The sequence below is a fragment of the Pantoea sp. X-Soil-TKNS-1280 genome, from assembly GCF_059730475.1.
This window is the reverse complement of sequence record NZ_AP035962.1, coordinates 2,419,474-2,433,449: the sequence shown is the minus strand read 5'-3', so window position 1 is coordinate 2,433,449 and position 13,976 is coordinate 2,419,474. Positions and strand designations below refer to the sequence as shown.

Sequence of the window (13,976 nt, the reverse complement as noted above, 5' to 3'; positions counted from 1 at the left end):
GCATAAACCGCACGATAAATCGTGCCGCTACGGAATGTGCCAATAACTGGCTTCAGCGCGCCTTATAATCTTCCAGATGAATATTGAAGGCTTTTAGCTTTCTCCACAGCGAGGTACGGCTGATCTTCAGTGCCTCGGTAATCTTCATGGCTCTCCCCTTACACTGGATGGCTGCCTGAATCAGGGCGTCCCGCTCCATATCATTAAGGCTGTGCAGACCATGGGCTGGCGGCTCGACACCAATATCGCGAATCCTTTCAATCAGGGAGGAAGGAATATCTTTTGCCCGAATCATTGCGCCGTCGCTGTAACTGAAAGCGCGTTCAAGCACATTACGCAATTCCCGGTTATTGCCCGGCCAGCTGTAACGCGTTAACAGTTGCAATGCATCGTCAGACAGTGACACGTTTTTACCCACCTCATGACTCATGATTTTCAGGTAACGTTTGATCAGCGGCGGAATATCTTCGCTGCGCTCGCGTAACGGCGGGATATGGATATCAAACGACTGTAACTCATACAGTAAATGGCGGCGGAAGCGGTTTTCATCGACGTATTGATTGATATCAACCGTGGTGGTGGTGATGAGGCGGACATCCAGAGGCACCAGCAGCTGGTTGGCTTTGCTAAGTAGCCCGGTTTTCAGCAATTGCAGCAGCGCGGTCTGTACTTCTGCCGTCAGATATTCGACATTCTCCAGCAGCAAGGTGCCACCTTTAGCCAGTTCGAATTTAGAAATCACATGCTTGTCACCGTTAATAACGCCGCCGAGAAACTCGCTGGTCATTGCTTCACGCAGGATTGCCTGGCAGTTAATGGTGATAAAAGGCTTATCCTGACGCTCGCTGGCATTATGAATCGCCTGCGCCAGGTGCGACTTGCCCAACCCTTCTTCTCCGTGCAGCAGTACCGAACCGCGTCCTTTCGCTGCCTGTTGTGCCAGACGCATCACGCGCCGAATCGCATTGGAACTGCCCACATAGTCGAGATCGTCAAAGGTCAGACGCGCCCAGACACCACTGTGGCGATGTACCAGTTCACGGATGCGATCGATGGGGTGCAACAGGGCGATATAGCGATCCGAGCTATTATTGGGGCCTTTAACGATCTTCAGGGAGATCGCCAGTGAAATAAAACTGCCATTAAATTCAATCGCGGTTTCAAACAAATCAACTTCACGGTTGTGTTCAATCGCATTAATGATGTTTTGCGGTAATTTAATAATCTCGTGGATATTTTTCCCGAGGATCTTTTCACCTTTAACATTAAATAAATCGCTGCCGTGAATATTGAGATACAGAATGGTGCCTTTATTGTCCCAGGCCAGCACGCCTTCTTCCACGCCGTCCAGCAGCGCATGGACTTCGCTGAGATGCTGATTGGACTCGGCCAGAACCAGGTCGGTATTTAGCCTGGCGGTAATTTGTTGTTCGATGGAGTGCACCAGCGCCAGTCCCAGTGTTGGCAGGGTATCATTACCGGTTAGCAGGACAAGACCCACCGCGCCCATCACGGTGCTGTCGCTATCAAAAACCGGTGCGGCGCACACCGTAAAGGCGTGCAGATGCCGGTTGAAATGTTCATAGCCTCTGACGCTGACCGTTTCGTGCAGCAGCAGGGCGCTGGAAACGGCATTATTGCCCATCATGCCTTCCCGCCAGTAGACACTGGCACGGATCCCCAGTGCTGCCAGGCGGGTGGTCATTGCCGGGGTGGCGTAAAATCGCAGCGTACAACCGGTTTCATCAGTAATGAAGATGGCGCAATCCGGCGTATCAAGATATTCGAAAATATCCTCGATAATCGGTGAGGAGATATTAAGCATCTCCGATTTGTTGCGGCACAGCGAGTCGAAGGTGATGCCTTTGGCATAAAGTTGTGGTGGCCAGTGATCATGCCGCTGTTGTCGCCGACAACGCAGCCAGGACTCCTTCAGCCAGGGTTTAATATCGAGACGATCCAGACTGGTGAGGTTGTTAAACTCGCCGGGATCTTTGGCGACAAACGCCCGCCATATCGCTTTCATATTGAGACGCATGCGTTGCCTTCCTGCTGAAAAAGATCCAGCGATTAATATTGAGGTACGCGTCTGTCACGCGAACGTAGCGCTATATGTAGAGTATTTTGGTTCTTTCCAGGAAAAGGACGTAGCAATTTGTGACATCGATCGGCAAATATTTTTTCTCAGTTTAGTCAGGAGAGATATATTTGTAATTGATTGTATTTCAGATGATTTTTAATTTTCCTGTGGAGGGCTGTGAAGTATCTCACATCTTTGAATACAGTATGACGGCGGTCAAATAACCCGTTTTTTCTCCAGCGTGATGTTTCTTTTTGCAACCTTCTCCGGAAAAAGACTGTTTCCGGATTGAACAAAAAAAACTTTTTTACAGCCTTTTTTCGCCTTCCTATTCTCAACGTGTTCTTGCATAAGACGACCAGCTATATCACCTGTTAATTAAAGGAAAGAAAGATGAACATCTTTTTATCAGAAATGGTCGGCACCATGCTGTTGATTCTGCTTGGCGACGGTGTGGTGGCCAACGTGGTATTAAAACAAACCAAAGGAGGAAGTAGCGGCTGGATTGTCATTACCGCAGGCTGGGGCTTTGCGGTGACTGTCGCTGTTTATGCCGTCGGCTGGGTCAGCGGCGCGCATCTCAATCCGGCGGTGACCCTGGCTGTCTGGCTCCAGGGCGGCATTCCTGCAAGCGTGGTGCCGGTTTACATTATCGGCCAGCTTGTCGGGGCGTTTCTCGGCGCGATTCTGGTCTGGCTCACTTACAAGCGCCACTATGATGTTTCCGACGATAAGGGGTTAATCCTCGCCACCTTTTGTACTGGTCCTGCCATTCGTGACTATAAATGGAACCTGGTCACCGAAATTATCGGCACTGCAATGCTAACGTTTGGCGTGCTGGCCATTTTTAACTCGCACAATGGTATTGCTGGCGGCTTCGGACCCTATGCGGTCGGTGTGCTGGTGTGGAGTATCGGCCTGTCGTTAGGTGGCCCTACCGGCTATGCGATCAACCCGGCGCGTGACCTTGGCCCGCGTCTGGCCCATGCGTTGTTGCCGATAAAAAATAAGGGTGGTTCCGACTGGGGCTATGCCTGGGTGCCGATCGTCGGTCCGTTAATCGGCGGCGCGGCTGGCTCATTATTATACACAATCTTGATTCCTGTCTTTACCACCCATTAACCGTCAGCTCCCCTGTCCGTGAGGTCCAGGCGGGGGAGGGCATACGAGGAAGGATTGATGAAAAAGTTGATCAATAAAGTCGATGATGTGGTCAGGGAACAACTGGAAGGCTTTGCTCTGGCGCATCCGGAATTAATGGTAAATACCGAACCTTTCTATGTCTGTCGTCGTACAGATAAACCGAAAGTGGCGCTGATTTCCGGTGGCGGATCGGGACATGAACCGATGCATGGCGGATTTGTTGGTTTCGGTATGCTTGACGGTGCCTGTCCCGGACATATTTTTACCTCACCCACCCCCGATCAAATGTATGAATGTGCGCAAAAGGTTAACGGCGATAACGGTATTTTGCTGCTGATTAAAAATTACACCGGGGACATTCTCAATTTTGAAACTGCGGCTGAATTGCTGCACGGCGAAGGCATTCCGGTGCAGGTGGCGGTGATTGACGATGATGTCGCGGTCAAGGATAGCCTGTACACCGCCGGACGGCGTGGTGTTGCTACTACCGTGCTGGCGGAGAAAATACTCGGGGCGGCGGCTGAAGAAGGTTACAGCCTCGATGAATGCGTGCAGCTGGCCACACGTATTGGCAACCGGGGACGGTCGATTGGCGTGGCGTTGTCGGCCTGTACCGTTCCGGCGGCTGGCAGGGCCAGTTTTGATTTGGCCGATGATGAAATCGAGTTTGGCATTGGTATTCATGGTGAGCCGGGTATTCGTCGGGAGAAGTACAGCGATTGCGATACGCTGGTCACGGAGATGGTTAACGAAATTCTCGACAATACTCCCTACAGCCGTGTGTTACGACAATGGAACGGTGATAAAGGCGAGTGGATGGAAAACAGCCAGACTACCGAACCACTCAATGAACAGGACAGTGTGATTGTGCTGGTCAATGGGCTGGGGGGCACGCCGTTGTCGGAACTGTATGCCGTGTATCGCAAAACGGCGGAGCTACTCACCGGGCGCAACATTCATATTGCCCGTAATCTGGTGGGGACCTTCTGCAGTTCCATCGACATGCAGGGGGTATCGATTACGTTATTGAAAGTCGATGAGGAAATGCTGACGTTGTGGGATTTTCCGGTCAGCACGCCAGCGCTACGCTGGAAAATGTAACGCGGTGTCGCGGCCTGGTCGCTGATGACGGGCCGCTTCGGCACCGGATGAAATCACTCTCCGGGGGATAACAATGGTCGTAACCAAGAAACAGGTCATTGACTGGCTGGATGCGTCGGCAGCGGTGTTTGAACAACAACAGGAGTTTCTGACCAATCTGGATCGTGAGATTGGCGATGCCGACCACGGGTTAAACATGAACCGTGGCTTCAAAAAGGTGAAAGAAAAACTGCCGACGCTGGAAGATAAGGATATCGGCACCATTTTGAAAAATACCGGCATGGTGCTGTTATCAAGTATTGGCGGTGCCAGTGGGCCGCTGTATGGCACTTTTTTCATTAAATCCGCCGAGTGCGTGATGGCGAAAGAAGAACTGACGGTGACAGATTTGTACAACATGTACCGGGAAGGGACGGATCGTATCAGCGCACGCGGTATGGCGCATCCGGGTGATAAAACCATGGTGGATACGCTGTCAGCCATTGTCACGTCGTTGCAAAACCAACAGGAAGCGCCATTGGCAACGGCATTGAGTAGTACCTTGCAGGCTGCTGAGGCGGCAATGAAAAGCACCATTCCGATGAGGGCAGGGAAGGGACGCGCCAGTTATCTTGGCGAGCGATCCATCGGTCATCAGGACCCAGGTGCCACGTCCAGCTATCTGCTGTTTAAAACACTTTGTGAGGTTGTTGGTTAACAGTTGCAGTCCTCAATAAGGTTATGACATATGGTCAATATCGTGGTGGTTTCTCATAGCAAAAAACTGGCTGACGGGGTTGTTGAGCTGGCGTCGCAAATGACGCAGGGAAAAGTGAAGTTCGCGGTGGCGGCAGGGATGGATGACCCGGAGAATCCGATAGGCACTGACCCGGTTGCAATCATGGCGGCCATTGAGGCTGTCATGGATGATGATGTATTGGTGATGGTCGATATGGGAAGCGCGATTCTCAGTACCGATATGGCGAAGGAACTGCTGGGCGAGGAGGCCATGGCGCGGGTTCAGGTCTGCGCGGCCCCGCTGGTGGAAGGCACTGTCGCTGCGGCGGTGGCAGCGGCGGCGGGTCAGCCCATCGACCAGGTCATCACCGAGGCACACCAGGCGCTGGCGGCTAAATATGCCCAGCTGAATCAGAGCGACTGGCTGGCCGGTGCACCCGCGCCAGTGAGCGACACCAGCAACTATCCTTTGCACTTTTCCTGGACCATAACCAACCCAACCGGTATCCATGCCCGCCCGGCCTCGGCGATTGCCCGGAGCCTGAGTCAATTCGATGCCGATGTACAGCTGGCCAACGGTGATCGCATGCTCAACGCGAAGAGTATGAACAACGTGGCGCGACTGGCTATCAAATGTGGCGATGTGATTACCCTGCATGCGCGCGGGCCGCAGGCGCAGCAGGCAATAGACGCTTTTGCTGCACTGGCCGCGACACAATTCGGTGATGAGGTGCAGGAGACCGTTGCGGTGGACGACGCCAGGAAAAAATCGCCAGCGTGGTTATCTGTCACTGTCTGCCGTATTGAACGGGGTAAGCCGCCGCTCCCGACGCGAACGGCTGAAGCAAAGCCACAGGCACTTGCCCGGCTGAGCGATGCAATAACGGCCGCGCAACAGGAACTGGCGGCATTGGTCACCACCACGGGACAGCAATTATCTGACAAAGAGGCAGCCATTTTTTCCGCGCATCAGATGATGCTGGAAGATAGCGAACTTTATGATGCGACGTGTGAAAAGATGGACCAGCAAAGTGCGCCTGTTGAGCACCTTTGGCTGGCAACCATCAGCCAGATGGCGGATGAGTATCGGGCCATTGAAGATGCTTATTTACGCGAAAGATATGTGGATGTTTATGACGTCGGCATACGGGTACTGCGGTTGCTACTCGGACACCCGTTATTGACCTTGCCACAGCAGCACACCCCCACGCTGATTATCGCTAATTATTTGTTGCCTTCCGAGATCATGGCGCTGGATAGTGCCTGGATTGAAGGCATTTATTTTACCGACATTGGTGTCCATTCCCACCCGGCACTGCTGGCAGCCGCACGCGGCATCCCGGTGTATATCGATAGCGCACAGCGTACCCAGGCATATCAGGATGGCACGGTGGTTAAGCTGTCTGGTGATTCCGGCGAGATTTTACCGCTGTAGCGATTAAGCAGAATGAACCGTGGTTTCAAAAATACTTCGCAGCCAATAGACGCGAGTCACACGAATCTTGTATGGTACGGCTCAGGAACATCCCACAGACCAGGCTCATGGTCTGACTGAAACCCCCCTTAGGAAACGTGATGAAAAACTGGAAAACAAGTGCAGAACAGATCCTGACAACCGGACCGGTCGTACCGGTCATTGTGGTGAACAAACTCGAACACGCTGTGCCGATGGCAAAAGCGCTGGTTGCGGGTGGTGTGCGTGTGCTGGAAGTGACCCTGCGTACCCCTGTCGCGATGGATGCGTTACGCGCCATGATTAAAGAAGTCCCAGAGGCGATTGTCGGGGCGGGCACCGTTATCAATCCTCAGCAACTGAAAGAAGTGACCGATGCGGGTGCACAGTTCGTGATAAGCCCGGGCATTACCGAGCCGTTGCTGCGTGCCGCAGTAGAAGGGCCGGTGCCGTTAATCCCAGGTATCAGCACTGTCTCTGAACTGATGACCGGTATGGATTACGGCCTGCGAGAGTTTAAATTCTTCCCGGCAGAAGCGAATGGCGGGGTGAAAGCGCTACAGGCTATCGGCGGACCTTTCCCGCAGGTGCGTTTCTGCCCGACGGGTGGCATTTCACCGGCAAACTACCGCGATTATCTGGCGCTGAAAAGCGTGCTGTGCATCGGAGGTTCCTGGCTGGTGCCAAACGATGCGCTGGAAGCAGGCGACTGGGATCGTATTACGCGCCTGGCGCAAGAGGCGGTGGCTGGCGCTAAGTAAGCCATAATCGCTCTCCGTTACCGGCAGTGCGCTGCCGGTTCATTAATTCTCACTGTTGCTGGCAAACGTTGTTTTAAGCCGTTCAATAAACAAGCGTGTTTTGGTATTTACATACTTTGCATTGGGTGTAATGGCGTGCATTGGAAGCGTTGGGCAAGCCCATGCGGGTAAAACCTGGACTAACTCACCGCTTGAAAGATGGCGATTAAAAACAAAAGCCGGGCCATAAGCGATCCCGGCATGTGCCAGCGCGACTTCCAGCATGATCGCGGTATTGTTGGCGAGAAAACGTCGCTTATCATCTGCCTGAATCCATCCCTGTTCATCATCATAAAAATGCCAGGGCGCAGCATTCTGGTTACCCAGGTAACCTATCAGCGTATGACTGTGTAGTTCAGCCGGTGTCGCCGGCGAGCCCGCAACGGCCAGATAGGCTGGGGTGGCACAGGCCAGTAATGGGCAATCCGCAATTTTTCGCGCAATTAACTCTGAGTCGGGTAGATGACCGATACGGAGCGCCAAATCGATACCATCCTCCACTAAATTGATGAAGCGATCCTGTAACTGCAATGTAATGTTTACCGCAGGAAAATCGGCCATAAACTGTGCAATCAACGGGCCGAGATACAAGGTACCGAAGGTCACAGGGGCTGCGATACGTAAGGTTCCGGTTGGGTTACTTTGTATGTCTGCCGCTTCACGATTGGCCTCTGCCCAGGCTTCAAGAATATGTTTGCTCCTGGCCATGTATTTTTGCCCAGCGTCAGTCAGACTTAACCGCTGCGTCGTGCGTTCAACCAATCGCGCGGCAACCCTTTGCTCCAGCGAGGTGAGATAACGGCCAGCCATCACTGCAGATAACCCCAGTTTTCTTGCCGCCGCCGCGATGCTGCCTTCTTCCACTGCGGCCACGAATACTGCCAGCTCCGTGAAGCGATCCATAATTCCCCATGCGTATTTTAAGTATGTAATCTATGAACCATGACGATCATTCCCTATTTAAATGTAATGACGCAAGATCTGTCGCAACAAAATGAACATTTCTCTAAACAGGAGGGAAAATGAAAATTATTGCGAACGGTGTTGAGCTGAATATTACAGAATATGGTCAAGGGGAGACTGCCCTGGTGTTTCTGCATTTCTGGGGTGGATCGTCTTTGACATGGCAGGGAGTCATGGCTGGTTTGAGCGAGGATTTTCGTTGTGTCGCCATTGATGCACGCGGCGCTGGCGCTTCTGCTGCACCTGCCAGTGGCTATAACACTGGTGATCATGCTGATGATGTACAGGCGGTGATTAAGACTCTGGAATTACAACGCTATATCCTGGTAGGGCATTCTATGGGGGGAAAAGTCGCACAGTTGATTGCCAGCCGCCGCCCGCAGGGACTGTCTGGTGTGGTACTGGTGGCCTCATCACCACTTGCGCCCATGTCTATCAGTGACGAGCAGAGGGAAATGATGCGTACGGCTTATGCCAGTGAAGAAGCGGCTCGCTGGACAGTGGAAAATATTCTGACTGCCTCGCCGATCGCGACAGAAGCGAAGCAACAGCTTATTAAGGATGCATTGCGTATGGACCCTGTAGCGGTCAGTGGCTGGCTCGATAACAGTTCAAAAGAGGATTTGCACGCGGTGGCCTCTGCCATCAGGGTGCCGGTGGTGGTAGTGACAGGGGAGCGTGATCAGGTTGACCCACTGACAGTGGTGGAAAGACAAATCGCCGTGCACTTTCCCGGCGCGCCATTGCATATTCTTCCAGGTAAAGGGCACCTGTTACCACTTGAAGCGGCATCTGAGGTCGCCGACATCGTGCGCAATTTTGCGGCAACCGTGCGATAAAGTTAACAGCGGTGAGCACAAGGCTCACCGCTTCAGCAATTAACCTTCGACTTTCACCGCAGCCGCGCTGGCAATGGCGCGGGCGATGGCATCATCGGTATTTTCACCCGTAGCGAGCGCGACACCCAGGCGACGCTGGCCCGCAATTTCCGGCTTGCCAAACAGGCGCAGTTGCAGACCAGCACCCAGCGCCGCTTCGACATTAACGAAACGCACATTGTTGCTTTCCAGCTGCGGCAGGATCACCGCCGAGGCCGCCGGGCCATACTGGCGAATGCCGCCAATCGGCAGGCCGAGGAAGGCACGCACATGCAACGCGAACTCTGACAGGTCCTGTGAAATCAGTGTCACCATACCGGTATCGTGCGGGCGTGGTGAGACTTCGCTAAAGATGACCTCATCACCGCAGACAAACAACTCCACACCAAACAGGCCGTAGCCGCCCAGTGCTTTCACCACTTTCGCGGCGATGTCCTGGGCGCGTTGCAGTGCCAGATCGCTCATCTGCTGCGGCTGCCAGGATTCACGATAATCGCCGTCTTCCTGGCGATGACCGATCGGGGCGCAGAAATGAATGCCATCCACAGCGCTGATGGTCAGCAGGGTGATTTCGAAATCAAACTTCACCACACCTTCCACAATCACGCGACCGGCACCGGCACGACCACCCTGCTGAGCGTAATCCCATGCTTTGTCCAGCTGGCTGGCATCACGAATAAAGCTCTGACCCTTGCCGGATGAACTCATCACCGGCTTCACGATGCATGGGAAACCGATGGTGTCAGCGGCGGCGACAAAGTTTTCTTTGCTATCGGCAAACTGGTAGGTGGACGTCGGCAATGCCAGTTCTTCGGCCGCCAGACGACGAATGCCTTCGCGGTTCATGGTCAGACGTGCCGCGCGCGCGGTAGGTACCACTTTTTGTCCCTGAAGCTCCAGTTCCAGCAATTTTTCCGTGGCAATCGCCTCAATTTCCGGCACCACAAAATCGGGTTTTTCCTGAGCAATCAGCGCGGCCAGTGCATCACCATCCAGCATGTTAATTACATGGCTGCGATGGGCAACGTGCATGGCTGGAGCATCGGCGTAGCGATCGACAGCAATCACTTCCACACCAAGACGCTGGCACTCCAGTGCCACTTCTTTGCCCAGCTCGCCTGAACCTAACAGCATGACACGCGTTGCGGCAGGACGCAGCGCGGTTCCGAGAGTCGTCATAATTTCACCTTAGCAGTCAAAATGCGCGCGCAGTATATACGAAAACGTTTGCGTTCTCACCTTTTCCCCCTGATAAGGTTTGCCTTACTTTTCTCCGCTCTGACATTTCCTGACATCTTCTGCGGCAGCATGTGAAACCGGAATCCTAAACAGGAGTTAAACGATGAATAACTGGCTGCAGCAAATTCAATCGGTACTGAAAAAGCAGGGAGGCGCGGGTCAGGGGAGTGGTCTCAGTGACATGCTAGCACCCGGCGCGTTAGGTGGGCTGGCAGGATTGCTGATCGCGAGTCAATCTTCACGCAAGCTGCTGACCAAATACGGCGGAAAAGCGTTAATTATTGGTGGTAGCGCGGCAGCGGGTGCCGTGCTGTGGAACAAATACAAACAGCGGGTGAGTGAAAGCCATCAGAATGAAGCGGGTTATGGTCAGTTGCAAACACCGCTGGACCAGCGCGCAGCACGTCTGGTGACCGCGCTGGTATTTGCGGCCAAAAGTGACGGACATATTGACGATCGTGAACGTGCGACCATCGAACAAAATATTCAGCAGGCTGGCTATGGCGCGCAGGCGGAAGCGCTGATTCAACAGGCGATGAATCGCCCGCTGGATCCGCACTGGCTGGCTGCGGATGTAAAAAATGAGGAAGAGGCACTGGAACTCTACTTCCTCAGCTGCGCAGCCATTGATCTCGACCATTTTATGGAGCGCAGCTACCTCTCTGCGTTGGGGGATGCTTTAAAAATTCCCCAGGATGTACGCGAGGAAATGCAAAAAGATCTTATTGCGGAGAAAGCGGCACTCCCCGCCAGTTAACCTGCTCAGGCCACATCAGTGGCCTTCGTTTACATTTTCCTGCCAGCTAATGGCTTGGCTTTGCGCCCAATCGGTGCCACGCTTGCAGAATGTTGTCTCTTCAGGGAAATGAACAATGATAAATCAGCCCAGGGCCAAAAAAATCCCCCATCAAATGACACTGCACGGGGAAACGCGCACGGACAATTACTTCTGGTTGCGTGACGATGATCGGCAAAACCCCGAAGTACTCGACTATCTGCATGCCGAAAATGATTACGGCAAAGCGATGATGGCATCGCAGACGCATTTACAGGATCGGGTGCTGAAGGAGATCATTGACCGCATTCCGCAGCAGGATCATTCCGTACCCTATGTCAAAAATGGCTATCGTTACCAAAGCCGTTATGAAAGCGGCAATGAATACGCAGCTTATTATCGCCAACCCAAAGAGGCTGGTACCGATGCGGAGTGGCAACTGCTGCTGGATGGCAACCAGCGAGCATCGCACAGTGACTTCTACACCATGGGCGCGCTGGCAATAAGCCCTGATAATCAGGTGATGGCGCTGGCGGAAGATTTCCTCTCACGCCGCCAGTACGGAGTCCGTTTTCGTAATCTGCAAAGCGGCAGCTGGTACCCCGAGGTGTTAAGCGATGCATCGTCCAGCCTGGCGTGGGCCAATGATTCACGTACTATCTATTATGTGCGCAAACACCCGCAAACCTTGCTGGCTTATCAGGTCTGGCGTCATGAACTGGGTCATCCGCAATCTGATGACCAACTGGTTTATGAGGAAAAGGACGATACCTTCCACCTTAGTGTGCACAAAACCACCTCCGAACACTTTATTCTGATTGCGTTATTCAGCACCACCACCAGTGAAATCCAGCTGATTGATGCGGAGTATCCCGATGCACAGCCCCAGGTGTTTTGTCCGCGCCGCCGCGATCATGAGTACACCATTGATCACTACAATCATCAGTTCTACATCCGCTCCAATCGCGAGGGTAAAAACTTTGGTTTATACCGCAGCGCCTGGCTGGCGGAGCATCGCTGGCAAACACTGATCCCGGCGCGCGAGCAGGTGGTGCTGGAGGATTTTCAGCTGTTTACGCATTGGCTGGTGGTTGAGGAGCGTTCCCGCGGCGTTACCAGCCTGCGGCAGATCCACTGGGAAAGCGGAGAAAGCACCGGCATCGCGTTTGATGACCCAACGTATGTCACCTGGCTGGCCTACAATCCCTCACCGGACAGCGATACGTTGCGCTATGGCTACTCGTCAATGACCACGCCAACTACCCTGTTCGAACTGAATATGGAAAGCGGCGAACGTCGGGTGTTGAAGCAAACGCCGGTACCGGGCTTTAATCCTGACGACTACAAAAGTGAACATCATTGGATCACCGTTCGTGATGGCACCGAAGTTCCGGTTTCGCTGGTCTATCATCGCCAGCATTTCCAGCCTGGCAACAATCCGTTGCTGGTATACGGCTATGGCGCTTATGGCAGCAGTATGGACGCCAGCTTTGGCACCAGCCGTATCAGCCTGCTGGAGCGTGGATTTGTCTATGCGATTATCCATGTGCGCGGCGGTGGTGAACTGGGGCAGCAGTGGTATGACGATGGCAGGCTGCACAACAAGATCAATAGCTTCACTGATTTTATTGATGTGACGGAAGCCCTGGTGGCAAAAGGATTGGGTCACCCGCAACAGTTGTATGCCATGGGGGGCAGTGCCGGAGGCTTACTGATGGGGGCGGTGATTAATATGGCACCGCAGCTCTACCACGGCGTAGTGGCGCAGGTGCCGTTTGTTGATGTGGTGACGACCATGCTCGATCCCTTAATTCCCCTGACCACCGGGGAATACGATGAGTGGGGCAACCCCGAACAGGCGGAGTATTATCACACCATTAGCCAGTACAGCCCCTATGACAATGTGGCCGCGCAAGCTTACCCACATCTGCTGGTGACCACCGGCCTGCATGATTCACAGGTGCAATACTGGGAACCGGCGAAATGGGTGGCGAAACTGCGTGAGCTAAAAACCAATGATACGTTGCTGCTGCTGTGCACGGATATGGATTCCGGCCACGGCGGAAAGTCGGGGCGTTTTAAATCCTATGAAGGGGTGGCGCTGGAATTTAGTTTCCTGATTGGCCTGGCACAGGGCGTGTTACCCGATCGCAGCGACTACTGACCCGTCTTCACGTATTTACGCAGCGCCTGCCGCAACGGTGGGCGCAAATCGCGCACGTTCTCCAGCACCCAGCGCAGATAGCCAGGATCTTTGCGTGCAATGCTACCGATGCTCTGTCCGCGATATTTACCAAAGGGGAAAACATCATCGGCGACCGGTGCGGGTTGGCAGCGACTCACCATTTGTGCCGCGTCCCAGCCGGATTTTTCCATAATGCGAATCAGCAAGGCGGCGGTGATATAGCAGTCATACAACGCGCGGTGCGCATGCAAATCAGCGGGTGGTGTCACATCCAGCTTCAGGCTATGGCGCAGCGCCTGGTTGCCATATTTCTGGCCGGGCCACAGCTGGCGCGCCAGCGTCATGGTGCAAATCCATTCACCAGGCATTTCCGGCAGCATCCGACGATCAAAGCTGGCATTATGCGCGACATAATGGGCGCTGCCATGATAGCGGCCAATCGCCTGTTCAATGGGCGGTTTATCCGCCACCATGGCTTCGGTGATGCGGTGCACCGCCATTGCTTCACGGCTGATAGGACGATCCGGGCAAACCAGATCACTCATCGGATTGAGGATTTGTCCGTCAATAACGTCTACCGACGCCACCTCGACCACGCCACCCTGCAAACCGCAGGTTTCGGTATCGATAACGCGTAACATA

12 protein-coding genes are annotated in these 13,976 nt (G+C 53.6%); 8 read left to right on the top strand and 4 right to left on the bottom strand.

What is annotated here, in order from left to right; genetic code table 11:
* Positions 1 to 52 precede the first annotated feature (52 nt).
* Positions 53 to 2,038, bottom strand: a complete 1,986-nt coding sequence (gene dhaR / locus AC6I8X_RS11375) for a dihydroxyacetone kinase operon transcriptional regulator DhaR (protein ID WP_313685600.1) — start codon at positions 2,036 to 2,038, stop codon at positions 53 to 55.
* Positions 2,039 to 2,473: 435 nt separating this feature from the next.
* Between dhaR and AC6I8X_RS11370 the strand changes: the two genes are divergently transcribed.
* From AC6I8X_RS11370 to AC6I8X_RS11350, 5 genes are all read left to right on the top strand, one after another.
* Positions 2,474 to 3,202, top strand: a complete 729-nt coding sequence (locus AC6I8X_RS11370) for an MIP/aquaporin family protein (protein ID WP_299451573.1) — start codon at positions 2,474 to 2,476, stop codon at positions 3,200 to 3,202.
* A 57-nt stretch (positions 3,203 to 3,259) separates the two neighbouring features.
* Complete coding sequence (gene dhaK, locus AC6I8X_RS11365) at positions 3,260 to 4,324, top strand: dihydroxyacetone kinase subunit DhaK (RefSeq protein WP_313685598.1); 1,065 nt, start codon at positions 3,260 to 3,262, stop codon at positions 4,322 to 4,324.
* A gap of 73 nt (positions 4,325 to 4,397) precedes the next feature.
* On the top strand, positions 4,398 to 5,021 hold the full coding sequence (dhaL, locus tag AC6I8X_RS11360; protein WP_299451570.1) for a dihydroxyacetone kinase subunit DhaL: 624 nt from the start codon (positions 4,398 to 4,400) through the stop codon (positions 5,019 to 5,021).
* A 30-nt stretch (positions 5,022 to 5,051) separates the two neighbouring features.
* The gene (gene dhaM, locus AC6I8X_RS11355; protein WP_313685595.1) at positions 5,052 to 6,476 is read left to right on the top strand and encodes a dihydroxyacetone kinase phosphoryl donor subunit DhaM; all 1,425 of its coding nucleotides are present in this window, start codon (positions 5,052 to 5,054) and stop codon (positions 6,474 to 6,476) included.
* Between the two features lie 140 nt (positions 6,477 to 6,616).
* Positions 6,617 to 7,255, top strand: a complete 639-nt coding sequence (locus tag AC6I8X_RS11350; RefSeq protein ID WP_084875359.1) for a bifunctional 4-hydroxy-2-oxoglutarate aldolase/2-dehydro-3-deoxy-phosphogluconate aldolase — start codon at positions 6,617 to 6,619, stop codon at positions 7,253 to 7,255.
* Positions 7,256 to 7,297: 42 nt separating this feature from the next.
* On the opposite strand, the gene AC6I8X_RS11345 is transcribed toward AC6I8X_RS11350, so the two are convergent.
* Positions 7,298 to 8,197 carry a LysR family transcriptional regulator gene (locus AC6I8X_RS11345; protein ID WP_313685592.1) on the bottom strand — a complete coding sequence of 300 codons (900 nt, stop codon included), beginning with the start codon at positions 8,195 to 8,197 and terminating at the stop codon, positions 7,298 to 7,300.
* Between the two features lie 119 nt (positions 8,198 to 8,316).
* On the opposite strand from AC6I8X_RS11345, the gene AC6I8X_RS11340 reads away from it, so the two are divergent.
* Positions 8,317 to 9,096: an alpha/beta fold hydrolase gene (locus AC6I8X_RS11340; protein WP_497839809.1), complete on the top strand. Its 780-nt coding sequence runs from the start codon at positions 8,317 to 8,319 to the stop codon at positions 9,094 to 9,096.
* Between the two features lie 39 nt (positions 9,097 to 9,135).
* Here AC6I8X_RS11340 and purT read toward each other — a convergent pair whose 3' ends face one another.
* Positions 9,136 to 10,314 carry a formate-dependent phosphoribosylglycinamide formyltransferase gene (gene purT / locus AC6I8X_RS11335; protein ID WP_313685588.1) on the bottom strand — a complete coding sequence of 393 codons (1,179 nt, stop codon included), beginning with the start codon at positions 10,312 to 10,314 and terminating at the stop codon, positions 9,136 to 9,138.
* A gap of 163 nt (positions 10,315 to 10,477) precedes the next feature.
* Between purT and AC6I8X_RS11330 the strand changes: the two genes are divergently transcribed.
* Both AC6I8X_RS11330 and AC6I8X_RS11325 read left to right on the top strand, forming a co-directional pair.
* Positions 10,478 to 11,131, top strand: coding sequence for a tellurite resistance TerB family protein (locus AC6I8X_RS11330; protein ID WP_313685586.1), 654 nt, complete (start codon positions 10,478 to 10,480; stop codon positions 11,129 to 11,131).
* Between the two features lie 118 nt (positions 11,132 to 11,249).
* Positions 11,250 to 13,313, top strand: a complete 2,064-nt coding sequence (locus tag AC6I8X_RS11325; RefSeq protein WP_497841035.1) for a prolyl oligopeptidase family serine peptidase — start codon at positions 11,250 to 11,252, stop codon at positions 13,311 to 13,313.
* On the opposite strand, the gene exoX is transcribed toward AC6I8X_RS11325, so the two are convergent.
* Positions 13,307 to 13,975 carry an exodeoxyribonuclease X gene (gene exoX / locus AC6I8X_RS11320; protein ID WP_497839808.1) on the bottom strand — a complete coding sequence of 223 codons (669 nt, stop codon included), beginning with the start codon at positions 13,973 to 13,975 and terminating at the stop codon, positions 13,307 to 13,309. The two genes, AC6I8X_RS11325 and exoX, sit on opposite strands and share 7 nt — an antisense overlap.
* Position 13,976: the final 1 nt, after the last annotated feature.